Below are 24,689 nucleotides of genomic sequence, written 5' to 3'. Positions count from 1 at the left end.
GCGCCGACCCTCCGTACCCCGGGGGGTTTTTTCGTGTCCGGACCCGCACACCCCCCGAGAGGCACGCCGTGACCGAGCAGCAGACCCCCGTCCGCCCCGTCGTCGAGGTCTTCGACACCACCCTGCGCGACGGTGCCCAGCGCGAGGGCATCACGTACTCGGTGGCCGACAAGCTCGCCGTCGCCCGGCTGCTCGACGACGTCGGGGTCGCCTACATCGAGGGCGGGTGGCCCGGGGCGCTGCCCAAGGACACCGAGTTCTTCGCCCGGGCCCGCACCGAGCTGCAGCTGCGGCACGCCGTGCTGGTCGCGTTCGGGGCCACCCGCAAGGCCGGGGTGGCGGTCGAGGACGACGCCCAGGTGCGGGCGCTGCTGGACTCCGGCGCCCCGGTGGTCTGCCTGGTCGCCAAGTCCGACCTGCGGCACGTCCGGGACGCCCTGCGCACCACGCCGGAGGAGAACCTGGCGATGGTGGCCGACACCGTCGCCTTCCTGGTCGGCCACGGCCGGCGGGTGTTCGTCGACTGCGAGCACTTCTTCGACGGGTACGCGTTCGACCCCGACCACGGGGTCGCCGTGCTGCGGGCTGCCTTCGCCGCCGGCGCCGAGGTCGGCGTCCTGTGCGACACCAACGGCGGGATGCTGCCCAGCGGCGTCGGCCGGGTGGTCGCCGACGTCCGGGCCCGGGTCGAGGGCCAGCTGGGCATCCACTGCCAGGACGACACCGGCTGCGCCGTCGCCAACAGCCTGGCCGCCGTCGAGGCCGGCGCCACCCAGGTCCAGGGGACGGCGAACGGGTACGGCGAGCGGGCCGGCAACGCCGACACCTTCACCCTGATCGGCAACCTGGTCACCAAGATGGGGCTGCCGGTCGTCCCCGCGGAGTGCCTGCCCGAGCTGAGCCGGGTCAGCCACGCGATCGCCGAGCTCGCCAACCTCACCCCCGACGACCACCAGCCCTTCGTCGGGGCCTCGGCGTTCGCGCACAAGGCCGGCCTGCACGCCAGCGCCATCAAGGTCAGCCCGGAGCTCTACAACCACCTGGACCCGGTCGTGGTGGGCAACGACATGCGCATCCTGGTCACCGAGATGGCCGGCCGCGCCTCGGTCGAGCTGAAGGGCCGCGAGCTCGGCGTCGACCTGGCCGGGCAGGGGGACGCCGTCGGCCGGGTCGTCGCTGCCGTCAAGGAGCGGGAGGCCCGCGGCTGGTCCTACGAGGCCGCCGACGCCTCCTTCGAGCTGCTGCTGCGCGGCGAGCTGCCCGACGCCCCGGCGCGGCTGTTCGAGCTGGAGAGCTGGCGCACCACCGTCGAGCACCGCCCCGACGGCCAGGTGGTCAGCGAGGCGGTGGTGAAGGTGCTGCTGCCCGACGGCCTCGGCGGCACCGAGCGGGTGGTCACGGTCGGCGAGGGCAACGGGCCGGTCAACGCCTTGGACACCGCGCTGCGGTCGGCCCTGGTGGGCCGCTGGCCGCAGCTGGCCGACGTCGAGCTGGCCGACTACAAGGTCCGCATCCTGGGCTGGACCGGCGGCACCAGCGCGACCACCCGGGTGCTCGTGGACACCGCGGACAAGGCGGGGGAGTGGACCACCGTCGGGGTGCACGAGAACATCGTCGAGGCCTCCTGGCTGGCGATGGTCGACGCCCTCACCTACGCCGTCACGGTGCGCTGACAGAAGGACCCCGTCGCCCCCCACGACGCGCTCCGCGCGCCGCGGGTCCCTGCGACGGGGCCGTTCCATCACCTCACCGTGGAGGCCAGCAGGCAGAACTCGTTGCCCTCCGGGTCGGCGAGGACGTACCAGGTCATCTCCTCGGTGCGCGGTCCCTGGCCGACGTCGGCCCGGGTCGCGCCGAGGTCCAGCAGCCGCTGCAGCTCGGCGTCCTGGTCCCGGTCGGTGGCGTTGAGGTCCAGGTGCAGCCGCACCTTGCCCGGGGTGGGGTCGGGGGTGGGCAGGAAGTCCAGCCCCGGCACCGGGCCCTTCTCGGGCTGACCGGGCGGGCCGAGGCTGACCACGCCGTCCTCCTCGCCGGTCACCTCCCAGCCCAGGACGTCGGCCCAGAAGCGGGCCAGGCGGGCGGGGTCGACGGCGTCGACGGCGACGGAGGTGATGCGGGCTGCCATGCCCGCCGATCCTGGCCCGGCACGGGCCCGACCGCACGCCAGTAGCCTCGACCCGTGCGCATCGTCCGTTACGCCTCACCCACCGGCATGTCCTTCGGCGTCCTCGACGGCGACGGCCAGGTCGCCCAGATCGAGGGCCACCCGTTCGGCCAGATCAGCTTCACCGGCCAGCGGCACGCCGCGGCCGACGTCCGGCTGCTCTCGCCGATCCTGCCCAGCAAGGTGGTGTGCGTCGGCAAGAACTACGCCGACCACGTCGCCGAGATGAAGACCGGTGATGCCCCGAAGGAGCCGCTGCTCTTCCTCAAGCCCTCCACCTCGGTGATCGGGCCCGGCGACGCCATCCGCATCCCGCCGGGCAGCACCAACGTGCACCACGAGGCCGAGCTGGCCGTGGTCATCGGCGCCCGCGGCGCCCGGCACGTGACCGAGGAGCAGGCGGTGGCCAGCATCTTCGGCTACACGATCGGCAACGACGTCACCGAGCGGGACATGCAGCGCGCGGACAACCAGTGGACCCGCGCCAAGGGCTTCGACTCGTTCTGCCCGATCGGGCCCTGGATCGAGACCGACCTGGCCGGCATCGGCAAGGACCCGGCCGACCTGCAGGTCACCTGCACCGTGGACGGCGAGCTGCGCCAGGACGGCCGCACCAGCCAGCTGCTGTTCGGCATCCCCACCCTGATCTCCTACATCTCCCAGGTCATGACGCTGCTGCCCGGCGACGTGGTGCTCACCGGCACCCCGGCCGGGGTCGGCCCGCTGCGCGCCGGTGGCTCGGTCACCTGCGCGATCGAGGGCCTGGGCGAGCTGACCAACAGCGTCACCGGCGCCGACACCGCCTCCACCGCCTCGTGACGGCCCCCGGCAGCAGCTCAGGGACGACGCCGGTCCGGACCCGGTTCTGCCCCTCGCCGACCGGCACGGTGCACGTCGGCGTCATGCGGGCCGCGCTGTTCAACTGGGCCTACGCCAAGCACACCGGCGGGCAGTTCGTCTTCCGCATCGAGGACACCGACGCCGCGCGCAACACCGAGGAGTCCTACCGCCACCTGCTCGACAGCCTGCGCTGGCTGGGCCTGGAGTGGGACGAGGGCCCCGAGGTCGGCGGCCCGCACGGGCCCTACCGGCAGTCCGAGCGCGGCGAGATCTACGCCGACGTGCTGGGCAAGCTGGTCGACGCCGGGCACGCCTACGAGTCCTTCTCCACCCCCGAGGAGGTCGCCGCCCGCCGGGTCGCCGCCGGGCAGGACCCCAAGCAGGGCTACGACGGCGCCGACCGGGAGACCACCGACGCGCAGAAGGCGGCCTTCCGGGCCGAGGGCCGGTCCCCGGTGCTGCGGCTGCGGATGCCCGACACCGACCTGTCCTGGCACGACCTGGTCCGCGGCGAGGTCACCTTCGCCGCCGGCGCCGTGCCGGACTTCGTCCTCGCCCGGGCCGGTGGGCAGCCGCTGTACCCGCTGGTCAACCCGGTGGACGACGCCCTGATGGGCATCACCGACGTGCTGCGCGGGGAGGACCTGCTCTCCTCCACCCCGCGCCAGCTGGCGCTGTACACCGCGCTCACCGACATCGGCGTCGCCTCCGGTACCCCGCGCTTCGGGCACCTGCCGCTGGTCATGGGGGAGGGCAACAAGAAGCTCTCCAAGCGCGACCCCACGTCGAACCTGGACCTGTACCGCGAGCGCGGCTTCTTGCCCGAGGGCCTGGTCAACTACCTGGCGCTGCTGGGCTGGGCCATCGCCGAGGACCGCGACGTGTTCTCGCCGGCCGAGCTGGTCGAGGCCTTCGAGGTCACCCGGGTCAGCCCCAACGCGGCCCGCTTCGACCTGAAGAAGGCCGAGGCGATCAACGCCACCCACCTGCGGGCCCTGCCGGTCGAGGAGTTCGTCACCCGGGTCACGCCGTACCTGGCCGGTGCCGGGCTGGTCGAGGCCACGCCGACCGCCGAGCAGCAGCGGGTGCTGGACGCGATCGCCCCGCTGGCCCAGGAGCGGATGGTCGTGCTGAGCGAGGCGGTGGGCCTGCTGGGCTTCCTGTTCGTGGACCAGGTCGTGCTCGACGAGGCCGCCGTGGCCAAGCAGCTGACCGGCCCGGACGCCGTCGAGGTGCTGGACGCCGCCACGGCCGCGCTGACGGCGCTGCCGGCGTGGACGACGCCGGACCTGGAGGCCGCCCTGAAGCAGGCGCTGGTCGAGGAGCTGGGCCGCAAGCCCCGGCAGGCCTTCGGCCCGGTGCGGGTGGCGATCAGCGGCCGCACGGTCAGCCCGCCGCTGTACGAGTCGATGGAGCTGCTGGGCCGCGAGGTCACCCTGGCCCGCCTGGCGGCGGCCCGGGAGGTCGCGACCGCGTGACCGAGCAGGGGTGGTCCTACGTCGGCCCGCCGGCCACCCGGCCGTGGGGCGCGGCCGAGCAGGTGCCGCGGTCCTGGGTGCAGGCACCCCCGCCCGCCGTCCCGCCCGCGCCGGTGCGGGCCGGGCGGCCGGTCACCCCGCCGGGGGCGCCGCCGTTCGACGTCCCGCGGCCCTACGCGTGGTTGATGCGCACCCGGGACTGGGCCTGGTGGCGGCCGCTGCTGGGCCTGCTGATGTTCGGCGTGCTCTACGCGGTGGCGTCGGTGCTCGTCGTCCTGGCGGTCCTGCTGACCGGCCTGGTGCCGGTGGCCGACCTGCTCGAGCTCACCGACCCGGGTGTGCTGCTGCTGACCAACCTGTCGCTGATCGTGGCCATCCCGATCGTGTGGGCGGCCTGGGCGGTCGCCCACGGGCTCGGGCGTGGCTGGTCCTCGTCGGTCACCGGGAAGCTGCGCTGGCGGCTGCTGGTGCCGCTGACGTGGCGGGCGGTGGCCACGCTCGGCGTGGGCGTCGTGGTCACCATCGGCATCTCGCTGCTCGAGCCCGGGACGACGGTGACCGGTCCGGTACCGGGCTACGTCTGGTTGCTGGTCGTCGTCCTGCTCACCACCCCGCTGCAGTCCGCGGCCGAGGAGTACGTCTTCCGCGGGTACCTGAGCCAGCTGGTGGCGGCCTGGTTCCGCACCGAGCGCACCGGCGCGGTGGTGGCCGCCGTCCTCACCGCGGCGCTGTTCTCGGCCGCCCACGCCCCGCCGGATGTGCTGACCTTCCTGGACCGCTTCGTGTTCGGGCTGGCCGCCTCGTGGGTGACCCGGCTGACCGGCGGGCTGGAGGCGGCCATCGTGCTGCACGCGGTGAACAACGTGGCGGTCTTCGTCCTGTCCGGCGCGGTGGGCGGCGGGGTCTCGACGCAGTCGCCGCCGGCCGGGGTGTTCCTGCTGGTGGTCCTGCTGGACACGGTCGCCATGGGGGCCTACGTGGCCCTGGTGGGCGCCGCGCGCCGCACGCTGGCGCCGGAGCTGCTCAGCCCCGCTGTCGACCTGCGCCGGGCGCCGGTGGCCTGGGCGCCCACCTGGGTGCCGGCGCCGCCGCTGCCCGCGCCGGTCCCCGCCGACGGCGGCCCCGAACCCGACGCGCGGTGGTCCCGGCAGGGGGGTGCGTGAGGCGCGCGGACCCATCGGGTAGTGTCTTCGACGGCGCCGCAAGGCCCGCACAACAGCACAGCCCATGGGGTATGGGGTAATTGGCAGCCCGACGGTTTCTGGTTCCGTTAGTCTAGGTTCGAGTCCTGGTACCCCAGCGAGGAACGCTCCATCTCCTCTGTACGATCAGCACTGCAGTTCTGGCCCCGTCGTCTAGCGGCCCAGGACGCCGCCCTCTCACGGCGGTAGCGAGGGTTCGAATCCCTTCGGGGCTACACCTCGAGAGCCCCCGACCCACCCGGGTCGGGGGCTCTCGGCATTCCTGGGCCCACCTGTGCAACAGGGTGCAACCGTTGACGGGCGGCCCGGCGGTGGTCTGTGATCGAGGTCTCAACCCCTCAGCGCGGAGGACCACATGAGCAGGCTCCGGTTCGGCATCTTCCTGGCCCCGTTCCACCCGGCGGGGGAGAACCCCACGACGGCCATCCAGCGCGACCTCGAGCTGGTCGCCCACCTGGACCGGCTGGACTACGACGAGGCCTGGATCGGCGAGCACCACTCGGCCGGCAGCGAGATCATCGCCTCGCCGGAGATCTTCATCGCCGCGGCCGCCGAGCGCACGAAGCGCATCAAGCTGGGCACCGGGGTGACCTCGATCAGCTACCACAACCCGCTGTGGGTGGCCGAGCGGATGGTCATGCTGGATCACCTGACCCGCGGCCGGGTGATGCTGGGCTGCGGTCCGGGCTCCTTGCCGACGGACTCGATGATGCTGGGGCTCAACCCCACCGACACCCGCGAGCTGCTGGCCGAGAACCTCGACATCATCATGCGGCTGCTGCACGGCGAGACGGTCACCGCGACGACCCGCACGCACACCCTGGTCGACGCCCGGCTGCACCTGCGGCCCTACAGCGACCCGTTGTTCGACGTGGCCGTCGCCGCGGTCGCCTCGCCGACCGGTCCCCGGCAGGCCGGCACGCACGGCATCGGGCTGCTGTCGATCGGCGCGACGCTGTCGCCGGACGGCTTCGACGCCCTCGCCCACCACTGGTCGGTCGTCGAGGAGCGGGCGGAGGCGAACGGGCAGACCGTGTCCCGCGCGGACTGGCGGCTGGTCGGGCTCATGCACATCGCGGAGACCCGCGAGCAGGCCTACGCCGACGTGCAGTTCGGGATCGAGAGCTGGTTCCGGTACTTCCAGAAGACCGCGGCCTTCCCGCAGATGGCGGTCGAGGGCGGCGACGTCAAGGAGATGATCGACTTCATCAACGACGCCGGCATCGGCGCGATCGGCACCGTCGAGGACGCCCGCAAGCAGGTGCAGAAGCTGTGGGACCAGTCCGGCGGGTTCGGCGCCATGCTGCTGCTGGCCCACGAGTGGGCCAACCCCGAGGCCACCCGGCGGTCCTACGAGCTCATCGCCCAGCACGTCTTCCCGCACTTCCAGGGCGGACAGACCACGCACGCCGAGGCCACCCTGGGGGCCAAGGATCGGGCCAGCGGCAAGCGGGAGGACTACGCCGCCCAGCAGATGCAGGCGGTCGCCACGATGACCGAGCGCTACGCCGCCGAGGTGGCCGCCAAGGGCTGAGTGCCCGGTCACGCCCTGGGTTGAGCCTGGTGCGGCCGGGGGACAGGAGCCCCCGGACGCACCCAGCGAGGGTGCCCACGACAGGAGCACCCATGGACCTCGGCATCAGCGGACGCACGGCACTGGTCACCGGCGCCGACTCCGGCATCGGGCTGGAGACCGCGCGGCTGCTGCTCGCGGAGGGCGTGCGGGTGGTGATCACCGACGTGGACCAGGCGGCGCTGGACGAGGCCGCTGCCGGGCTGGACGGCGACGTCACCGCGGTGGCCGCCGACCTCACCGACCCCGAGGACGTCGCCCGGCTGAAGGCCGCCGTCACCGAGGCCGTCGGGGACCCGGCGATCCTGGTCAACGCCGCGGGCATCACCGGTGCGCAGGGCCTCTTCCACGAGATCGACGAGGAGGGCTGGCGGTCCACCCTGGAGATCGACTTCTTCTCGGTGGTCCGCGTCGTCCGGGCCTTCGTCGACGGCATGCGCTCGGCCGGCTGGGGCCGGATCGTGCTGCTGGCCAGCGAGGACGCCGTCCAGCCCTACGTCGACGAGCTGCCTTACTGCGCCGCCAAGGCCGCCGTGCTCAGCCTGACCAAGGGCCTGTCCAAGAGCTACGGCTCCGAGGGCGTGCTGGTCAACGCCGTGTCCCCGGCCTTCATCGCCTCGCCGATGACCGACGCGATGATGACCAAGCGGGCCGACGAGAACGGGACCTCGTTCGACGAGGCGGTCGAGTCGTTCCTCGCCGACGAGCGGCCGGGCATGGAGCTGGGCCGCCGCGGCCAGGTCGAGGAGGTCGCCTCGGTGATCGCGTTCCTGTGCTCCGAGCGGGCCAGCTTCGTCAACGGCAGCAACTACCGCGTCGACGCCGGTTCGGTCGCCACGATCTGAGGACGTCCCGGCCCGGTCGTCGCTGTGCGGCCGGGCCGGTGTTAGCGTTCACAATCGTGATCGCGACCACTCGTCACCTGGCCGACGGCCGGGAGATCGTGTACTTCGACAGCGTCCCGACCCCGCGCGAGGCGGTGGACCCCCGCGACCTGCCCCCGGTGGCGACCCGCTCGCAGGTCCGCTGGGACCCGCTGCTGGGGGAGTGGGTGGTCATCGCCGCACACCGGCAGACCCGCACCTTCCTGCCGCCGGCCGACCAGTGCCCGCTGTGCGCCTCGACGCCGGCCCGGGCCACCGAGGTCCCCGAGGCCGACTACGAGGTCGCGGTCTTCGAGAACCGGTTCCCGTCGCTGTCCACCGAGGTCGACCGGGACGTCCCCGCGCACGCCGAGGGCAACCCGCTGGTCGCCCTGCGGCCGGGGGAGGGGCGCTGCGAGGTCATCGTGTTCACCAGCAACCACGACCGCTCGTTCGCCGACCTCGGGGCCGAGCGCGCCCGGCTGGTGGTCGACGCCTGGGCGCACCGCACGGAGGCGCTGTCCGCGCTGCCCGGCGTCGAGCAGGTGTTCCTCTTCGAGAACCACGGCGAGGAGATCGGGGTGACCCTCGCCCACCCGCACGGGCAGGTCTACGCCTACCCGTTCCTCGCCCCCCGGGTGCAGAAGATCCTGGGCCAGGTCGCCACCTACGAGGGCGACCTGTTCGCCGACGTGCTGGCCGCCGAGCGCTCCGGCCCGCGCGTGGTCGCGGCCAACGAGCACTGGACGGCGTTCGTGCCGGCAGCTGCCCGCTGGCCCTACGAGCTGCAGCTCTTCCCGCACCGCCGGGTCCCCGACGTCGCCACCCTGACCGACGCCGAGCGCGATGCGTTCGTCGAGGTGTACCTGGACGTCCTCGGCCGGTTCGCGCACCGGTTCGACGAGCCGATGAACTACATCTCTTCCTGGAACCAGGCCCCCGTGCACGCCGGCCGCGAGCAGTGGTGGCTGCACCTGCAGCTGTTCAGCTTCCAGCGGGCCCCGGGCAAGCTGAAGTACCTGGCCGGCTCCGAGTCGGGGATGGGCGCCTTCGTGTCCGACACCTCGCCCGAGGGCGCGGCCGACGCCCTGCGTGCGGTGGTCGTGCCGTGACCTCCCCGACGACGTTCCGGGACGTGTTCGGCGCCGACCCCGAGGGCGTGTGGCTGGCCCCGGGGCGGGCCAACGTGATCGGCGAGCACACCGACTACAACGACGGCTTCGTGCTGCCCATCGCGCTGCCGCACCGGGTGCTGGCCTCGGTGGCCCGCCGCACCGACGGCCTGCTCCGGATCGCCTCGGTGCAGCAGCCCGGTGCCGTGGTCGAGCTGCCGATGACTGAGGTCCGCGCCGGCAACCCGGCCGGCTGGGCCGGGTACGTGGCCGGCGTGGCCGAGCAGTTCGAGCTGCCCGGGGGCCTCTCGGTCCTGGTGGACGGCGACGTCCCCGCCGGGGCCGGGCTGTCCTCCTCGGCCGCGGTGACCTGCTCGGTGGCCCTGGCCCTGCGCGACCTGCTGCGGCCGGACCTGCCGCTGGACGCGCTGGTGGACATCGCCCGGCGGGCCGAGAACGACTTCGTGGGCGCGCCCACCGGGATCCTCGACCAGTCGGCGTCGCTGCTCTGCGAGGCCGGCCACGCGCTGTTCCTGGACACCCGGGACCGCAGCCGGCAGCAGGTGCCCCTGGACCTCGCCGCCGCCGGCCTCGCGCTGCTGGTGGTCGACACCGGGCACACCCACTCCCACGCCGACGGCGGCTACGGCGACCGCCGCCGGGAGTGCGAGCGGGCGGCCGAGGCGCTGGGCGTCCCCGCGCTGCGCGACGCCACCCCGGAGGCGGTCGAGGCGCTCGCCGACGACGTGCTGCGCCGCCGGGCCCGGCACATCGTCACCGACGACGAGCGGGTGCTGCAGGTCGTCGGCATGCTCACCGGCGGGGGCGACCCGCGGGCGATCGGCCCGGTGCTGACCGCCGGGCACGTCTCGCTGCGCGACGACTTCGAGATCTCCACGCCCGAGCTGGACGCCGTCGTGGACACCGCGCTGGCCGCCGGGGCGCACGGTGCCCGGATGGTCGGCGGCGGGTTCGGCGGCTCGGCGATCGTGCTGGTGGAGACCGCCGACCTGGACGCGGTCACCGCCGCCGTCCAGCCGGCCGGTGGCAGCTACCGCACCTTCGTCGCCGTCCCCTCGCCCGGCGCGCACCGCGTCGCCTGAGGGGTCCTCCGTGTTCGGGTTCCGCCGCCGTCCCACCGTGCCCCCGGCCCCCGTCGTGCCCTGGCAGGGCGCCGCGGTGCGGGCCGAGTTCGCGCCGCTGCCGGTCGAGCGCCGTCGCGACGTCCCGTCGGTGGTGCTGACCGCGGGCGGGGTCCGGGTGCAGCTGCACGCCTCCGACGTCCGCGCGGTCGGGCGCGGTCGGGCCGGCATCGCGGAGTCCGCCGTCCCGCCGCTGGCCTTCCTGTGCCGGCCGGGCGCCGCGGGCCCCGGGTCGGCGATGCACGACGACCTCGGGCACCTGCCGCCCGACTCCTGGGCGCTGGTCCTGGGCGACGCCCCGCTGGTCGCGGTCGCCGTGCTCGACGGCCCGCAGGCGGCGTCCTTCCTCGCCTGGGCCGCGGACCTCCCGGGCTGAGCACCGTGACCGACCTCCCCGGCCTGCGGGCGTCCTACGACCGGGTGGCCGACGCCTACGTCGAGATGGCCGCCGGTGACCTGGGGCCGCACCCCTGGCTGCGGGCCGCGCTGGCCGCCGTCGCCGAGGACGTGCGCGACCTGGGGCCGGTGCTGGACGTCGGGTGCGGTCCCGGCCTGGTGACGGCGCACCTGGCCGGGCTGGGGGTCGAGGTCTCCGGGGTCGACCTGTCGCCGGGGATGGTGGCCCACGCCCGCCGACTGCACCCGCACCTGCGGTTCGAGGTCGGCTCGGCGACCGAGCTGGACCCGGCGCCGGCGTCGCTGGGCGGGGTGCTGGCCTGGTGGTCGCTGTTCCACCTGCCGCGGCCGGCGGTCGCCGAGGTCGTGGCCACCCTGGCCCGCGCGCTGGTGCCCGGCGGCCAGCTGGTGTGGGGCACCCACGTGGGGGACGGCGAGGTCGAGCGCACCGTGGCCTACGGGGTCGACGGCATCACCTGGACGACGCACCTGTGGCAGCCGGCCGCCATGGCGACGGTGCTCGCCGACGCCGGGCTCGAGCCGGTCGCGGAGCTGAGCTTCCCGCCGATGTGGACCGCGCACCCGCAGGCGCTGCTGGTGGCCCGCCGGCCGGCCTGACCGGTCAGCGGACGGCGCGGCCGATCGCGGCGGCGGCGTCCAGCACGGCGCCGACGACGTCCGGGCTGGGCCGGCGACCGAGCCGCTCGACCGGCCCGGAGACCGAGACCGCGCCGAGCACCGCGCCGCCGGCGTCGCGCACCGGCGCCGACAGCGAGGCCACCCCGGGCTCGCGCTCGGCGACGCTGTGCGCCCAGCCGCGGCGCCGGACGTCGAGCAGCGTGCGGGCGGTGAACGAGGACGCCGACAGCAGCGGGGTGACCTCGTCGGCGGGGGAGAAGGCGAGCAGCGCGTGCGCGGCGGAGCCGGCGGTCATCGGCAGGCGGGCGCCGACCGGCACGGTGTCGCGCAGGCCGGTGAGCCGCTCGGCGGCCGCGACGCAGACCCGGGCCGAGCCGTCCCGCACGTAGAACTGGGCGCTCTCGCCGCTGGCGTCGCGCAGGGTGACCAGGTGCCGGCCGGCGGCGTCGGCCAGCCGGTCGGCCAGGTCGGTGCCGCCGCGGCCGAGCTCGGCGAGGGCCGCGCCGGGGGCCCAGGAACCGTCCGGGAGCCGCCGTACGAGCCGGTGACCCTCCAGGGCCACGGCCAGCCGGTGGGCGGTCGCACGGGGCAGACCGGTGCGCTGGACGAGCTCCGCGAGGCTCGCCGGCTCGTCCGCCACGGCGTGCAGGATCGAGACCGCTTTGTCCAGCACGCCGACGGGGTTAGGCTGTCCCACGAGCTGATACTTGCATCCCATCCAATGAGATGCAACCGAGCCTGAGGAGGCGCAGCCGTGGGGCAGACCCTGGCGCAGAAGGTCTACGAGCAGCACGTGGTGCGGCGCACCGAGGGCGAGCCGGACCTGCTCTACATCGACCTGCACCTCGTCCACGAGGTCACCAGCCCGCAGGCGTTCGACGGGCTGCGGGCCGCCGGGCGCACGGTCCGCCGTCCCGACCTGACGATGTCGACCGAGGACCACAACGTCCCGACGACGAACCTGCTGGCCCCCATCGCCGACCCGGTCAGCCGGGCGCAGGTCGAGGCGCTGCGCACCAACACCGCGGAGTTCGGCATCCGGCAGGCGCCGATGGGCACCCGCGACCAGGGCATCGTGCACGTCATCGGCCCGCAGCTGGGCCTGACCCAGCCGGGCATGACGATCGTCTGCGGCGACAGCCACACCTCCACCCACGGCGCCTTCGGCGCGCTGGCCTTCGGCATCGGCACCAGCGAGGTCGAGCACGTGCTGGCCACCCAGACGCTGACCCAGCGGCCGGCCAAGCAGATGTCGGTCCGGGTCGACGGCGAGCTGCCGGTGGGCGTCAGCGCCAAGGACCTCATCCTGGCCGTCATCGCCGAGATCGGGACCGGCGGTGGGCAGGGCCACGTCATCGAGTACCGGGGCAGCGCCGTCCAGGGCCTGTCGATGGAGTCGCGGATGACGATCTGCAACATGTCGATCGAGGCCGGTGCCCGCGCCGGGCTGATCGCCCCCGACGAGACCACCTTCGCCTACCTGGCCGGGCGCGAGCACGCCCCCACCGGCGAGGACTGGGACGCCGCCGTCGCCGCCTGGCGCGAGCTGCGCACCGACGACGACGCCGTCTTCGACCGCGAGGTCGTCATCGACGCCGCATCGCTGACCCCCTACGTCACCTGGGGCACCAACCCGGGCCAGGGCCTGCCGATCGGCGCCGCGGTGCCCGACCCGGCGTCCTTCGCCGACGAGTCCGACCGGGCGGCCGCGGAGTCCGCGCTGGCCTACATGGGCCTGACCGCCGGCACCCCGCTGCGCGACATCAGCGTCGACACCGTCTTCCTGGGGTCGTGCACCAACGGCCGGATCGAGGACCTGCGGGTGGCCGCCGAGCTGCTGCGCGGCCAGCACGTCGCCGCCGACACCCGGATGCTCGTCGTCCCCGGGTCGGTGTTCGTCAAGCAGCAGGCCGAGGAGGAGGGCCTGGACGCCGTCTTCACCGCCGCCGGCGCCGAGTGGCGCGGGGCCGGGTGCTCGATGTGCCTGGGCATGAACCCCGACCAGCTGGCCCCCGGCGAGCGGTCGGCCTCGACGTCCAACCGCAACTTCCAGGGCCGGCAGGGCAAGGGCGGGCGCACCCACCTGGTCTCGCCCGCCGTCGCCGCGGCCACCGCCATCACCGGGAAGCTGACCGCCCCGGCCGACCTCGTCCCCGCAGGAGCCTGAGCATGGACGCCTTCACCACCCACACCGGCACCGCGGCCCCGCTGCGGCGCAGCAACGTGGACACCGACCAGATCATCCCGGCCGAGTACCTCAAGCGGATCACCCGCACCGGCTTCGAGGACGGCCTGTTCGTCGCCTGGCGCACCAACGAGCCCGACTTCGTGCTCAACCAGCCGCAGTACGCCGACGCCTCGGTCCTGGTGGCCGGCCCCGACTTCGGCACCGGCTCCTCCCGCGAGCACGCCAACTGGGCACTGCTGGACGGCGGGTTCCGGGTGGTCATCAGCGCCCGGTTCGCCGACATCTTCCGCAACAACTCGACGAAGTCCGGGCTGCTGACCGTGGTGCTGCCGCCGGCCGACGTCGAGGCGCTGCAGGACGCCTGCGAGGCCGACCCGACCCTGCCGGTGACCGTCGACCTGGTCGCCAAGGAGGTCCGCTGGGCCGACCGGGTCAGCGGCTTCGAGATCGACGACTACACCCGCTGGCGGCTGCTCGAGGGCCTGGACGACATCGGGCTCACCGAGCGGCACCTGGACGACATCGACGCCTTCGAGGCCGCCCGCCCCTCGTGGAAGCCCCGCACGCTGGCCTGACCGCCGCGCCCGGCCCGGAGGCCGTCGTCCCGACCCGGGACGGCGGCCTCCGGTCGTCCCGGCCGGGAACCAGCGGGGTGCGGACGACGACCAACCCGGTGGATCCCCGACACGCGACCGAGAGGCCCTCCGTGCCCACCACCCGACCCCGCCGGGTCCTGCTGCTCCCGCTCCTGCTGCTCGCCTGCTGGCTGGGGGCCACCGGCACCGCCCAGGCGCACACCTCGCTGACCTCGTCCAGCCCGGCCGAGGGCAGCACCGTCACCGAGCCGCTGTCGGCGGTCACGCTGACCTTCAGCGGGTCGGTCCGCGGCCCGGAGGTGACGGTCGCCGGTCCCGACGGCGCCGTGGTGAGCACCGGGACGGCCACCGGCGAGGGCAGCGCGGTCACCGTCCCGGTGGCGCCGACCGCGACCGGCCCGCACACCATCACCTGGTCGGTCACCTCGGCCGACGGGCACGACCTCACCGGCACGGTCGCCTTCGACCACGCCGGCCCGGTCGCCGCACCCGTCGGACCGGAGCCGGCACCCAGCAGCGCGGCGGCCCCGAGCCCCGCGGCTGCCACCCCCGAGCCGGTCCCGGCCCGGCCCGCCGAGGCCGCCGCGGAGACCCCGGAGGACGAGGGCAGCGGCTCCGGCGTGGCGATCGGGGTCGCGGTGGCCGTGGTGCTCCTGGGTGCCGGCGGTGTCGCGGTCGGACGACGCCGGCGCGGCTGAGCGCCGGCGCCCCGGGTCAGGCCGGGGCGTCCGGGTCGGCCGGGAAGTCGCGGTAGTAGTCGGACAGCAGCGCCCCGGGCCGGCCGCCGAGCACCCAGACGCTGCCCTTGGCCGACGGCGGCCACAGCGCGCCCGCCGTCCCCGGGTAGCGGACGCCCAGCGCCATGAGCACCGAGGGGATCGCGCCGCCCTGGCTGCACACCACGGTGACCCCGGGCTGCGGGCGCGGCTCCAGCCAGCTCTCCACCAGGTCGATGCCGGCCTGCGGGTCGTCGCCGAAGCCGTCCTCGCCGAGCTCGGGCACCTGGCCCAACGGCACGCCCAGGGCGGCCGCCAGCGGGGTGACGGTCTGGACGCAGCGGACCGGGGGAGCGGCGAGCACCTCGGTGGGCGCAAAGGCGGTCAGCACCGAGGCGAGCCGGGCGGCCTGAGACCGACCGCGGCCGTCCAGCGGGCGGCCGGAGTCGGGTCCGTCGAAGTCGCTGCGCTCGCCGGCGCTGGCGTGCCGGACGAGCAGCAGGGTCGGCGACCGCGGCACGTCGGTGCGGGCCAGGTCGGCCAGCACCGCGGCGTCGTGCGGGTGGGTGACCAGCTCGGTCGCCGCGGGCACCGGCAGCCAGCGCAGCTCGTCGACCTCGTCGTTGACCACGAAGTCGCCGGCCACGTGCTGCATCGTCCAGTAGTCCACCCGCTTGGGGCCGTGCCGGTGGACGTACCGGGTCTGCACGCTGCGCCGTCCGACGGCCACCTGCAGACCGGTCTCCTCGCCGACCTCGCGGACCGCGGCCTGCAGCGGGTGCTCGCCCTGGTCGAGCTTGCCCTTGGGCAGCGACCAGTCGTCGTACTTGGGCCGGTGCACGACCGCGGTCTCCAGCACCCCGCCCGCACCCCGCCGCCAGACGGCACCGCCGGCGGCGGGCTGCACGCGCTCAGCCAGCGAGCTCACCGGCCATCACCCGCGCCTGGAAGTCGCGCTGCCCGGTCCGGGTCCAGCTGCCGTCGGCACCGAGCTGCCAGCTGCGGACGTCGTCGGCCATGGCGCCGTCGAACATGCGCTGCAGCTGCTCGGTGGCGTGCACGTCGCTGATCCGCAGCAGCACCTCGACCCGGCGGTCCAGGTTGCGGTGCATGAGGTCGGCGCTGCCCAGCCACCACTCGGGCGACCCGTCGTTGAGGAAGTTGCAGACCCGGGAGTGCTCGAGGAAGCGGCCCACGATCGACCGGACCCGGATGTTGTCGCTGAGCCCGGGGACCTGGGGCCGCAGGGCGCAGATGCCCCGGATCCACAGCTCGACCGGCACATCGGCGCCCGAGGCCTCGTACAGGGCGTCGATGAGCTCCTCGTCCACGAGGGAGTTCACCTTGATCCGGATGCCCGACGGGCGGCCCTCGGCGGCGTGCCGGGCCTCGCGGCGGATCTTCTCCAGCAGCCCGGCGCGGACGCCGTGCGGGGCCACCAGCAGCGAGCGGTAGGTGGTCTGCCGGGAGTAGCCGGTGAGGGTGTTGAACAGGTCGGTGAGGTCGGCGCCGACCCGCGGGTCCGCGGTGAGGATGCCGAGGTCCTCGTAGATGCGGGCGGTCTTCGGGTTGTAGTTGCCGGTGCCGATGTGGCAGTACCGGCGCAGCACCCCGTTCTCCCGGCGGACCACCAGGGCGGTCTTGCAGTGCGTCTTCAGGCCCACCAGGCCGTAGACGACGTGGCAGCCGGCGCGCTCCAGCGAGCGGGCCCAGCTGATGTTGGCCTCCTCGTCGAAGCGGGCCTTGATCTCCACGAGCACCACGACCTGCTTGCCCGCGGTGGCCGCCTCGATGAGGGCCTGCACGATCGGGGAGTCACCGGAGGTGCGGTACAGCGTCTGCTTGATCGCCAGCACCAGCGGGTCGGCGGCGGCCTGCTCGATGAACCGCTGCACGCTGGTGGCGAAGGAGTCGTAGGGGTGGTGGACCAGCACGTCGCCCTCGCGGAGTGTTGCGAAGACGCTCTTGGGCGTCTCGCCCTCGGACAGCCGGGGGTGCGTGCCGGGCACGAACGGGTCGTCCTTGAGCTCCGGGCGGTCCAGCCCGTAGAGGGCCATGAGGGCGGCGAGGTCGAGCAGCCCGGGCACGTGCAGCACGTCGTTGGGGGAGACCTCCAGCTCGTGCAGCAGGACGTCGAGGATCTGCGGGTCCATCGAGTCGGTGACCTCGAGCCGGACGGCGGGACCGAACCGGCGGCGGGCAAGCTCGCGCTCCAGGGCCTGCAGCAGGTCCTCGTCGCGGTCCTCCTCGACCTCGACGTCGGCGTTGCGGGTGACCCGGAACAGGTGGTGGTCGATGACCTCCAGGCCCGGGAAGAGCTGGTTGAGGTGGGCGGAGATGAGGTCCTCGAGGGGGAGGAAGACCGACTCGTCGTCCTCGGTCACCACGGGCACGAAGCGGGGGACGTTGTCGGGCACCTTGACCCGGGCGAACCGCGGGGCGCCGGTCTCGGGGTCGCGCACGGACACCGCGAGGTTCAGCGACAGGCCGGAGATGTAGGGGAACGGGTGCGCGGGGTCCACGGCCAGCGGGGTGAGCACCGGGAAGACCTGGTCGCGGAAGTACTCGCGCAGCCGCATCGACTCGCCGTCGGCGACCTCGCCCCAGTGCACGATGCGGATGCCGTGCTGCTCCAGGCGGGGCGCGACGTCCTGCACGAAGACGGCGGCGTGCCGGGCGACGAGCTCCTGGGTGCGGGCGGCGATGCGGGACAGCTGCTCGCGGATGGTCAGCCCGTCGGGGGAGCGCATCGTGAGACCGGTGCTGTGCCGGCGCTTCAGCCCGGCGATCCGGACCATGTAGAACTCGTCGAGGTTGCTGGCGAAGATCGACAGGAACTTGACCCGCTCGAGCAGCGGGGCGTCCGGGTCCTCGGCGAGCTCGAGCACCCGGGCGTTGAAGTCCAGCCAGGACAGTTCGCGGTTCAGGAAGCGGTCGGCGTGCTGGGCCGTCTCGGTCTGGGTCTCGGACACCGCGACATCTTCTCCTACGCCGGTGAACGGCTGGTGTTCACGCACAGGCCTCGTGCTCGGCCGCCCGGGTGCGCGGCCCGGCGCCCAGTGCCCGGGCCGCCGCGAGGTGCTCGGCGGTGTCGACGTCGCGGCGCAGACCGGGCCAGTCGCCGTCCAGCGCGAGGGCCCCGGACGCCGCGTGCGCCGCGGCCGAGCCGGGCCCGAACGACGGCGCGAGGTCTCCGGTGGTGACGGCCAGCAGGGTGGTGCCGGTGCCCTCGGCGTCGGCGACGAAGGAGCGGGGGACGGCGGCGGCGCGGGTCAGCGCGTCGTCCAGCTCGGCCGGGCGCAGGGCGGGGAGGTCGGAGTTCAGCGCAGCGACCCAGGCGGCGCCGGTCGCGGCCGCGCCGTGCCGCAGCGCGGCGTTGAGGCCACCGGCGGGTTCACCGGCCACCACGCGGGCGCCCAGGCGGGCGGCGACCGCGGCTGCCCGGGGGTCGTCGGTCACCACCCAGAGCGCGCCGACCGAGGGCGCCGCCGCCGCGGCCTCGAGGGTGTCGCCGAGCAGGGCGAGGACGAGCGCCTCGTGCTCGGCGCGGCCGCCGGTGGGCCCCAGCCGGGTCTTGGCCAGCGCGAGCCGCTTCGCGGGGACGACGACCGACCAGCGCTGCACCTGCGCAACGCTGCCACATCTCCCTGCACCTCGACGCCTGACCCGGATCTCCGCGGGCGGCCCTGCCCCGCCGGCCGCCCGGGTCCTGCGCTCGGCCGAGGGCCGGGCCGGGCCGCGGTACAGGTCCTCATAGGTGCCTTCGGGCGTCCCTCGGCCTTGTCTTGGTGACTGCGGTCGTCCGCGGCCTTGCCCGTGCGCCGGTCATCGAGCCCGTCCGTGCCGCCGGGGGCCTCCGTCCTTGGTCTCGTCCTCGCCTGGACTCCGCCCCCGGTCGCGCCCCGTTCGCTGAGGGAGCCAGCGGCCCTGGTCATGCTCCGGTCGCTGCGGATGCCCGCGGCCTTGCTCATGCCCCGGTCGCTGCGGGCGCCCGCAGCCTTGTTCATGCCCCGGGTCCCTGCCCGAGTCCGCTGCCGTCGAGCCGTTGTCCCGGTGCCCCGTCCTCGCGTGGTCCGTCTTGTCGATGCTCTCTGGCCCGGGCCATCGTGCCGGGGGGCTGCCGCCGGTCGCAGGTCCTGGACCGGCGCCGGCGCCAGCTCTGCACCTCTCAACCCGGCGGAGGCTCCGCGCGAACCACTCTCGGCGCAGAGCCACCGAACCCCTTCGATCACCCCCGGTGAGGGGTTCCGAACACAGAATTAGCTGGTCAGCGGCCCGTTCTGCAGCCCGTTTCTGTCAGACCCCTCTGGTGGACTAGGTCCATGACAGCGACGGCGCGACGGTTCCGGGTGGAGGTGACCCCCTACGTCACCGCCGTCCCCGTCGACGCCGCGCCGGTCCCGCGGCTGACCGAGCTCGCGGCCGCCGCCGGGCTCTCCGGTACCGAGCTCGATGCGGAGCTGGCGTCGGTGCAGAAGCAGATGTCGGCCCTGGCCGCGTACCGCGCCGGCCTGATCGAGCGCAAAGCCACCCTGGGCGCCCGCCAGCCCCTCCCGTTCGCGCCAGGCGCCCGGACCGACACCCGCCCCGACGCCGACCCGGACCTCGACCCCTCGGTCCAAGCCGCTGACGACTTCCTGCCCGATGAGGTCGCGGTGCTGCTGAACATGTCCGTCGGGTCGGCCCGGTACCTGGTCGACGACGACCTCACCCTGGTCCGGCAGTTCCCGGCGGTCTGGGAGGCGTTGGCTGATCAGCGGATCGACGAGACCCGCGCCAAGGCGATCGTGCGGGCGTTGCGCTACCAGGCCCGGTCGTGGGGCGGCCCGGTCGACGACGCGATCGTCGATGCCGTCGCCGCGCGCGGGGTGGCGTGGGCCGCGGCTGGGTGCGCGCCGTCGACGTTGCGGGACCGGCTCGAGGCCGCGCTGATCGCTGCTGACCCTGCGGCGGCGGACCGGCGGCGCGAGTTGCGCAAGCGGGAGGCCGGGGTGCGGGTGCAGGGGACGGGCGACGGCCTGGCCGACGTGCGGGTGGCCGGGATGGAGGCTGCGACCGCGAAGCTGGTGAAGGCACAACTGGCGGCGTTCGCGCGGGAGCGCAAGGCCGACGGTGACGACCGCCGGGCCGGGGAGATCGAGACCGAACTGGTGGCGACCCTCATCACCCGCCCCTGGGAAGCCCAGGACCCCGCGGTCGCTCACGTGACCATCAACGCCGACCTCGCCGACCTCCTCCCCGACGCCCCGGCGGAGGCCGACTCGGCAACAGCCGAGGGCACCGTTCCCAGCGACGACGCGGCCAATGACGGAGCGGCCGAGGACGAAGAGGCCGAAGAAGAGGCGCCCGAAGAAGAGGCGGCCGACGCCGACGCCGACGCCGAGCCGGCAACGCGGGACCCAAGGCCCTCGGGGGACCAGGCACGCCAGGACACCCCGGCCCGCGGCGGCAGTCGGGTAGGGCACGTCGGCGGGCTACCGGTGACCCCGGCCGCGGTTCGGTCGCTGCTGCAACGGATCGATGCCCTCGGCCTGACGCACCCCGACGGCGGAGACCTCGACCTCACCATCACCGGCGAGCGCGGCCGACTGCTCGCCGTCGCCACCCCCGAGGAGCTGGTCGCCGCTGCGAAGGGCGGGCGTGGACTCGGACCGCCACCACCGGCACCTGGCTACACACCGACCGCCGCCCAGTACCGGTACCTGCGCGCCCGCGACCGGCACTGCCGCTTCCCCGGCTGCCGACAAGTCGCCCGCGCCTGCGACGCCGACCACGTCATCCCCTACGACCACCACGACCCCGAACGCGGTGGACCGACCTGCGTCAGCAACCTGGCCATGCTCTGCCGACGGCACCACCGCCTCAAGACCCACGCGCTCGGCTGGCGGTTCGCCATCGACCCCGACGGCACCCTGCACGTCACCACCCCCGGCGGCACCACCCGCACGACCAGGCCCCCGGCGATGGGCGAGGTCCTCGACCTGCTCGACGAGCCGCGACCGCCCTACGACCCCGCCGCAGACCCACCGCCGTTCTGACCTGCGCGGGCCGAGATCGGCCGCGACCGGCCCGGCGGCCCGGCGGCCCGGCGGCCCGGGTGCAGCGTTCACCGTTCGTCGTGCTGCTGTTCCCTGCCGAGCACCTCGGCCAGCCCTAGGGTCGGAACATGATCCCGGTGGGGGAGCTCGTCGTGACGGGCGTCGTCGTGCTGGTCCTGGTGGTCGTCGGCGCACTGCTCCTGCGTCGGGCGGTGCGGCGCCGGCGGGAGGGCTGGTACGCCGCCGACGGCGACGGCCCGGCCTCCGACACCCGCGGCGCGGTCAACCGCAGCAGCTGGATGCTCGGCGGCGGAGGTGGTGGCGGGGGCGGCTGACCGTCGGGGTCAGTCGAACTGCGCGGCGTGCAGCGCAGCACCCGCCGGGGACAGGAACCAGGCCAGCAGCCCCAGCGCCACGGCCGCCACGACGACGTGCACCACCACCGTGCCGCGCCCGACGGAGCCGCCGCCGAGCCGCGCGGCCGACAGCAGCGCAGTCCCGCTCAGCACCAGCGCGACGAGTGCCCCCAGCAGGGCCAGCGCGGGGGAGACGAGGTCCAGGACCCGGCCCTCGGTCTGCAGCAGCCCCTCACCGCGCACCCACGGCAGCACGACCGCCCACCCGTACACCGCGGCCGGCACCAGCAGCACGGCGGCGGCGACCGCGGCCCGTCGGCGGGGAGGTGCGGGCGGGCGCCGGGCTCTCCCGGAGGGCGGTCACGGGCACAACGTGCTGGCCCACCCGGCGCGCGTCAACCCCCGTGCGACCTGGTCCGGTGGTTGACGGGGCAAACTGACCGGGTGAGTCCTGACGCCGTCCCCGGTCCGGGGAGTTCCTGGCCGCGGCGACGGTGGCGGCCGCGGCCGAAGCTGGACTGGGCGCTGACGATGTGCCTGCTCGTCGTGTGGCCGGTCTGCGGCCTGATCTACGACCTCCGCCTCCGGCACGCCGAGCGCATCCCGGCCACCGGCGGGGTCCTCCTGGTCGCCAACCACGTCTCGGTCCTGGACCCGCTGGCCTGCGCGATGCTGGTCTACGATGCCGGCCGGGTCCCGCGCTTCCTGGCCAAGTCCGCGGTGTTCACCGGCCTGGCCGGCACCATCCTGCGCGCCGCCGGCCAGATCCCGGTCTACCGCGGCACCTCGGCCGCGCAGTCCTCGATGAGCGCCGCCGAGCAGGCCCTGGCCGCCGGCGAGGTCGTGATCATCTACCCGGAGGGCTCCGTCACCCGGGACCCCGACTGGTGGCCCATGCAGCCGCGCACCGGCGCCGCCCGTCTGGCCCTCACCACCGACGCCGTCGTCGTCCCGCTCGCCCAGTGGGGCCCGCAGCGGGTGCACGACTACCACGCGAAGAAGCTGCACCTGCGGCTGCGCACCCGCGCCGACTACCTGGTGGGGGAGCCGGTCGAGATCGCCGACCTGCGGGACCAGGTGCGCACCGGCCGCCCGCTGTCGGCCGAGCTGCTCCAGCTGACCACCGACCGGCTCATGGGCCGGGTCCGCGACCAGCTCGGCGAGATCCGCGGCACCACGCCCCCGGTCGCGATCCACCCGCGGCCCGGCCGCACCCCGGGCGACCTGCCCGGCGCGGCGGGCGCCGCGTGACCCGCGCCGCGGTGCTGAGCGCGGGCAGCTGGGGGACGACGTTCGCCAAGGTGCTCGCCGACGCCGGTTCCGACGTCACCCTGCACGCCCGCCGTCCCGAGCTCGCCCGGGCCATCACCGCCGACCGGGTGAACGCCGACTACCTGCCCGGCATCACGCTGCCCGATCGCCTCCGCGCCACCGACGACCCGGCCGAGGCCCTGGACGGCGCCGACGTCGTCGTCCTCAGCATCCCGTCGCAGTCGCTGCGGGAGAACCTCTCCGCCTGGGCACCGCTGATCCCTCCCGGCGCCACGCTGCTGTCGCTCATGAAGGGCATCGAGCTGGGGAGCACCCGGCGGATGAGCGAGGTCATCTGCGAGGTCACCGGCGCCTCGGCGGACCGGGTCGCGGTGCTCAGCGGTCCCAACCTGGCCCGCGAGATCGCCGAGGAGCAGCCGGCGGCCACCGTCATCGCCTGCTCGGACACCGACCGCGCCGAGGCGCTGCAGGCGGCCTGCCACACCCGCTACTTCCGGCCCTACACCAACCCCGACGTCGTGGGCTGCGAGCTGGGCGGCGCGGTGAAGAACGTCATCGCCCTGGCCGCCGGCGTCGCCGAGGGGCTCGGCTTCGGCGACAACACCCGCGCCTCGCTGATCACCCGTGGGCTGGCCGAGACCATGCGGCTGGGCCTGGCCCTGGGCGCGGACCCGCTGACCTTCTCCGGGCTGGCCGGGCTCGGCGACCTGGTGGCCACCTGCTCCTCGCCGCTGTCGCGCAACCGCACGTTCGGCGAGCACCTGGGCCAGGGCATGAGCCTGGAGGAGACGATCGCGGCCACCCGGCAGACCGCCGAGGGCGTCAAGTCCTGCCGGTCGGTCCTGGACCTGGCCCGGGCGCACGGCGTCGACGTGCCGATCACCGAGGCCGTCGTCCGGGTGTGCCACGAAGGGGAGTCCCCGGCCCAGATGGTCCGGGAGATCATGAGCAGGGAGGCGAAGTCCGAGTGAGCTGGTCCGACGGCACCCGCGTGGTCCGCGGTGGTGACGAGCCCCCGATCCCGGGCACCCCGCTGCGGCCCAGCCCCGTCTTCGCCGCCCCGTACCACCTGGGCGAGGACCCCTACGCCGCCGACTTCTACGCCCGGCCCGGGCACCCCACGCTGCGCGTGTTCGAGGAGGCCGTCGGCGACCTGGACGGCGGGGACTGCCTGGCCTTCGCCACCGGCATGGCCGCCATCAGCGCGGCGATGTTCGCCGTCCTCCGGGCCGGTGACCGGGTGGTCATCCCCAGCGACGGCTACTACCAGACCCGCGCCCTGGGCGACGGCGAGCTGGCCCGGTTCGGCGTCGTGGTCGAGCAGGTGCCCACCCTGGAGATCGCCGACGCGGCCGCCCGCGGGGACCTGGACGGCGCCGCCTTGGTGCTGCTGGAGACGCCGTCCAACCCCGAGCTCGACGTCTGCGACATCGCCGCCGTGGCCGCCGCGACCCGGGCGACCGGCGCGGTCCTGGCCGTGGACAACACCACCGCCACCCCGCTGGGCCAGCGGCCGCTCGCGCTGGGCGCCGACCTCACCATCGGCGCGGACACCAAGGCGCTGACCGGCCACAGCGACCTGCTGATGGGGCACGTGTCCACCGCCCGCACCGACCGCGGCCGTGAGCTGCAGACCCGGCTCAAGGCGTGGCGGGACCGCACCGGCAACGGGCCGGGTGCCTTCGACGCCTGGCTGGCCCACCGGTCGATGAGCACCCTGGACCTCCGGCTGACCCGGCAGGCCACCACCGCGGCCGCCGTCGCCGAGCTGCTGGCCGACCACCCGGCCGCCACCGGGGTCCGCTGGCCCGGACGGCCGGGGGACCCCTCCCACGAGATCGCCGCCCGGCAGATGCTCCGGATGAACGGCGTGGTGTCGGCGACCCTGGCCGACGAGGCCGCCGTGCACGCCCTGGTCCGGCACAGCCGGCTGTGGCTGGCGGCCACCAGCTTCGGCGGCGTGCACTCCACCGTCGACCGCCGCGCGCAGTGGGGCGGGGACGCCGTCGCCGACGGGTTCGTGCGGTTCTCCTGCGGCATCGAGGACACCGCCGACCTGGTTGCCGACCTGACCACCGCCTTGGACGCCCTGGTCTGACCCCGGCCGATAGGGT

At 74.6% G+C, this 24,689-nt stretch carries 24 protein-coding genes and 2 tRNA genes; 20 read left to right on the top strand and 6 right to left on the bottom strand.

The window, feature by feature from the left end; all coding sequences use genetic code 11:
- Window positions 1-68: 68 nt before the first annotated feature.
- Window positions 69-1,673 (top strand): citramalate synthase, encoded by a 1,605-nt coding sequence (cimA, locus tag UXQ13_RS06080; protein WP_225234885.1) that lies wholly within the window; start codon window positions 69-71, stop codon window positions 1,671-1,673.
- A gap of 68 nt (window positions 1,674-1,741) precedes the next feature.
- On the opposite strand, the gene UXQ13_RS06075 is transcribed toward cimA, so the two are convergent.
- A complete protein-coding gene (locus UXQ13_RS06075) occupies window positions 1,742-2,125 on the bottom strand; it encodes a VOC family protein (protein WP_225234886.1) in 384 nt (127 codons plus the stop codon).
- Window positions 2,126-2,179: 54 nt separating this feature from the next.
- Here UXQ13_RS06075 and UXQ13_RS06070 point away from each other — a divergent pair, with 54 nt between their 5' ends.
- The 11 genes from UXQ13_RS06070 to UXQ13_RS06020 all read left to right on the top strand — a co-directional run bounded on the left by UXQ13_RS06070 (window position 2,180) and on the right by UXQ13_RS06020 (window position 11,388).
- On the top strand, window positions 2,180-2,983 hold the full coding sequence (locus tag UXQ13_RS06070; protein WP_225234887.1) for a fumarylacetoacetate hydrolase family protein: 804 nt from the start codon (window positions 2,180-2,182) through the stop codon (window positions 2,981-2,983).
- Window positions 2,980-4,482, top strand: coding sequence for a glutamate--tRNA ligase (gltX, locus tag UXQ13_RS06065; RefSeq protein WP_225234888.1), 1,503 nt, complete (start codon window positions 2,980-2,982; stop codon window positions 4,480-4,482). Before UXQ13_RS06070 ends, gltX begins: the two co-directional genes overlap by 4 nt.
- Window positions 4,479-5,645 (top strand): CPBP family intramembrane glutamic endopeptidase, encoded by a 1,167-nt coding sequence (locus UXQ13_RS06060; protein ID WP_225234889.1) that lies wholly within the window; start codon window positions 4,479-4,481, stop codon window positions 5,643-5,645. The genes gltX and UXQ13_RS06060 overlap by 4 nt, the downstream gene beginning before the upstream one ends.
- A 65-nt stretch (window positions 5,646-5,710) precedes the next feature.
- Window positions 5,711-5,782, top strand: a tRNA-Gln gene (locus tag UXQ13_RS06055).
- Between the two features lie 44 nt (window positions 5,783-5,826).
- Window positions 5,827-5,899, top strand: a tRNA-Glu gene (locus UXQ13_RS06050).
- 140 nt (window positions 5,900-6,039) lie between these two features.
- Window positions 6,040-7,218 carry an LLM class flavin-dependent oxidoreductase gene (locus UXQ13_RS06045; RefSeq protein WP_225234890.1) on the top strand — a complete coding sequence of 393 codons (1,179 nt, stop codon included), beginning with the start codon at window positions 6,040-6,042 and terminating at the stop codon, window positions 7,216-7,218.
- Window positions 7,219-7,310: 92 nt separating this feature from the next.
- Complete coding sequence (locus tag UXQ13_RS06040; RefSeq protein ID WP_225234891.1) at window positions 7,311-8,102, top strand: SDR family NAD(P)-dependent oxidoreductase; 792 nt, start codon at window positions 7,311-7,313, stop codon at window positions 8,100-8,102.
- 56 nt (window positions 8,103-8,158) lie between these two features.
- A complete protein-coding gene (gene galT, locus UXQ13_RS06035; protein WP_225234892.1) occupies window positions 8,159-9,232 on the top strand; it encodes a galactose-1-phosphate uridylyltransferase in 1,074 nt (357 codons plus the stop codon).
- Complete coding sequence (gene galK, locus UXQ13_RS06030) at window positions 9,229-10,335, top strand: galactokinase (RefSeq protein WP_225234893.1); 1,107 nt, start codon at window positions 9,229-9,231, stop codon at window positions 10,333-10,335. Before galT ends, galK begins: the two co-directional genes overlap by 4 nt.
- 10 nt (window positions 10,336-10,345) lie before the next feature.
- Window positions 10,346-10,750 (top strand): hypothetical protein, encoded by a 405-nt coding sequence (locus tag UXQ13_RS06025; protein WP_225234894.1) that lies wholly within the window; start codon window positions 10,346-10,348, stop codon window positions 10,748-10,750.
- Between the two features lie 5 nt (window positions 10,751-10,755).
- Window positions 10,756-11,388 carry a class I SAM-dependent methyltransferase gene (locus UXQ13_RS06020; RefSeq protein ID WP_225234895.1) on the top strand — a complete coding sequence of 211 codons (633 nt, stop codon included), beginning with the start codon at window positions 10,756-10,758 and terminating at the stop codon, window positions 11,386-11,388.
- Window positions 11,389-11,392: 4 nt separating this feature from the next.
- Here the strand turns inward: UXQ13_RS06020 and UXQ13_RS06015 are convergent, their stop codons facing one another.
- Window positions 11,393-12,082, bottom strand: a complete 690-nt coding sequence (locus UXQ13_RS06015; protein ID WP_263639387.1) for an IclR family transcriptional regulator — start codon at window positions 12,080-12,082, stop codon at window positions 11,393-11,395.
- Between the two features lie 81 nt (window positions 12,083-12,163).
- Between UXQ13_RS06015 and leuC the strand changes: the two genes are divergently transcribed.
- The 3 genes from leuC to UXQ13_RS06000 all read left to right on the top strand — a co-directional run bounded on the left by leuC (window position 12,164) and on the right by UXQ13_RS06000 (window position 14,891).
- Window positions 12,164-13,576, top strand: coding sequence for a 3-isopropylmalate dehydratase large subunit (gene leuC / locus UXQ13_RS06010; protein ID WP_225234897.1), 1,413 nt, complete (start codon window positions 12,164-12,166; stop codon window positions 13,574-13,576).
- Window positions 13,577-13,578: 2 nt separating this feature from the next.
- Window positions 13,579-14,172, top strand: coding sequence for a 3-isopropylmalate dehydratase small subunit (gene leuD / locus UXQ13_RS06005; RefSeq protein ID WP_225234898.1), 594 nt, complete (start codon window positions 13,579-13,581; stop codon window positions 14,170-14,172).
- Window positions 14,173-14,303: 131 nt separating this feature from the next.
- Window positions 14,304-14,891: a copper resistance CopC family protein gene (locus UXQ13_RS06000; RefSeq protein ID WP_225234899.1), complete on the top strand. Its 588-nt coding sequence runs from the start codon at window positions 14,304-14,306 to the stop codon at window positions 14,889-14,891.
- A gap of 16 nt (window positions 14,892-14,907) precedes the next feature.
- On the opposite strand, the gene UXQ13_RS05995 is transcribed toward UXQ13_RS06000, so the two are convergent.
- The 3 genes from UXQ13_RS05995 to cofC are packed head-to-tail and all read right to left on the bottom strand — an operon-like array spanning window position 14,908 to window position 18,533.
- A complete protein-coding gene (locus UXQ13_RS05995; protein WP_225234900.1) occupies window positions 14,908-15,837 on the bottom strand; it encodes an NUDIX hydrolase in 930 nt (309 codons plus the stop codon).
- A complete protein-coding gene (locus UXQ13_RS05990; RefSeq protein WP_263639388.1) occupies window positions 15,821-17,881 on the bottom strand; it encodes an RNA degradosome polyphosphate kinase in 2,061 nt (686 codons plus the stop codon). The genes UXQ13_RS05995 and UXQ13_RS05990 overlap by 17 nt, the downstream gene beginning before the upstream one ends.
- Window positions 17,882-17,918: 37 nt before the next feature.
- Window positions 17,919-18,533 carry a 2-phospho-L-lactate guanylyltransferase gene (cofC, locus tag UXQ13_RS05985; protein WP_225234902.1) on the bottom strand — a complete coding sequence of 205 codons (615 nt, stop codon included), beginning with the start codon at window positions 18,531-18,533 and terminating at the stop codon, window positions 17,919-17,921.
- A gap of 698 nt (window positions 18,534-19,231) precedes the next feature.
- Here cofC and UXQ13_RS05980 point away from each other — a divergent pair.
- Both UXQ13_RS05980 and UXQ13_RS05975 read left to right on the top strand, forming a co-directional pair.
- Entirely contained in the window at window positions 19,232-20,947 is a 1,716-nt protein-coding gene (locus tag UXQ13_RS05980; protein ID WP_336391938.1) for an HNH endonuclease signature motif containing protein, read from the top strand.
- 128 nt (window positions 20,948-21,075) lie between these two features.
- Window positions 21,076-21,282 (top strand): hypothetical protein, encoded by a 207-nt coding sequence (locus UXQ13_RS05975; RefSeq protein ID WP_225234904.1) that lies wholly within the window; start codon window positions 21,076-21,078, stop codon window positions 21,280-21,282.
- A 9-nt stretch (window positions 21,283-21,291) separates the two neighbouring features.
- Here the strand turns inward: UXQ13_RS05975 and UXQ13_RS05970 are convergent, their stop codons facing one another.
- Window positions 21,292-21,597 (bottom strand): hypothetical protein, encoded by a 306-nt coding sequence (locus tag UXQ13_RS05970; RefSeq protein ID WP_225234905.1) that lies wholly within the window; start codon window positions 21,595-21,597, stop codon window positions 21,292-21,294.
- A 150-nt stretch (window positions 21,598-21,747) separates the two neighbouring features.
- Between UXQ13_RS05970 and UXQ13_RS05965 the strand changes: the two genes are divergently transcribed.
- From UXQ13_RS05965 to UXQ13_RS05955, 3 genes are read left to right on the top strand one after another with little or no spacing between them, the layout of a single operon-like run.
- Complete coding sequence (locus tag UXQ13_RS05965) at window positions 21,748-22,554, top strand: lysophospholipid acyltransferase family protein (protein ID WP_225234906.1); 807 nt, start codon at window positions 21,748-21,750, stop codon at window positions 22,552-22,554.
- A complete protein-coding gene (locus UXQ13_RS05960) occupies window positions 22,551-23,546 on the top strand; it encodes an NAD(P)H-dependent glycerol-3-phosphate dehydrogenase (protein ID WP_225234907.1) in 996 nt (331 codons plus the stop codon). Before UXQ13_RS05965 ends, UXQ13_RS05960 begins: the two co-directional genes overlap by 4 nt.
- The gene (locus UXQ13_RS05955) at window positions 23,543-24,673 is read left to right on the top strand and encodes a cystathionine gamma-lyase (RefSeq protein WP_225234908.1); all 1,131 of its coding nucleotides are present in this window, start codon (window positions 23,543-23,545) and stop codon (window positions 24,671-24,673) included. Before UXQ13_RS05960 ends, UXQ13_RS05955 begins: the two co-directional genes overlap by 4 nt.
- Window positions 24,674-24,689 lie beyond the last annotated feature (16 nt).

The sequence above is a fragment of the Klenkia terrae genome (assembly GCF_037083865.1).
Classification (GTDB): Bacteria; Actinomycetota; Actinomycetes; order Mycobacteriales; family Geodermatophilaceae; genus Klenkia; species Klenkia terrae.
This window is presented reverse-complemented; position numbering and strand designations above follow the sequence as displayed.

What these genes read in the sequence shown, in the direction of transcription:
- UXQ13_RS06075 (WP_225234886.1), bottom strand. Translation starts at nt 2,125, where the DNA reads ATGGCAGCCCGCATCACCTCCGTCGCCGTCGACGCCGTCGACCCCGCC.
- UXQ13_RS06045 (WP_225234890.1), top strand. Translation starts at nt 6,040, where the DNA reads ATGAGCAGGCTCCGGTTCGGCATCTTCCTGGCCCCGTTCCACCCGGCG.
- UXQ13_RS06040 (WP_225234891.1), top strand. Translation starts at nt 7,311, where the DNA reads ATGGACCTCGGCATCAGCGGACGCACGGCACTGGTCACCGGCGCCGAC.
- leuD (WP_225234898.1), top strand. Translation starts at nt 13,579, where the DNA reads ATGGACGCCTTCACCACCCACACCGGCACCGCGGCCCCGCTGCGGCGC.
- UXQ13_RS05980 (WP_336391938.1), top strand. Translation starts at nt 19,232, where the DNA reads ATGACAGCGACGGCGCGACGGTTCCGGGTGGAGGTGACCCCCTACGTC.
- UXQ13_RS05975 (WP_225234904.1), top strand. Translation starts at nt 21,076, where the DNA reads ATGATCCCGGTGGGGGAGCTCGTCGTGACGGGCGTCGTCGTGCTGGTC.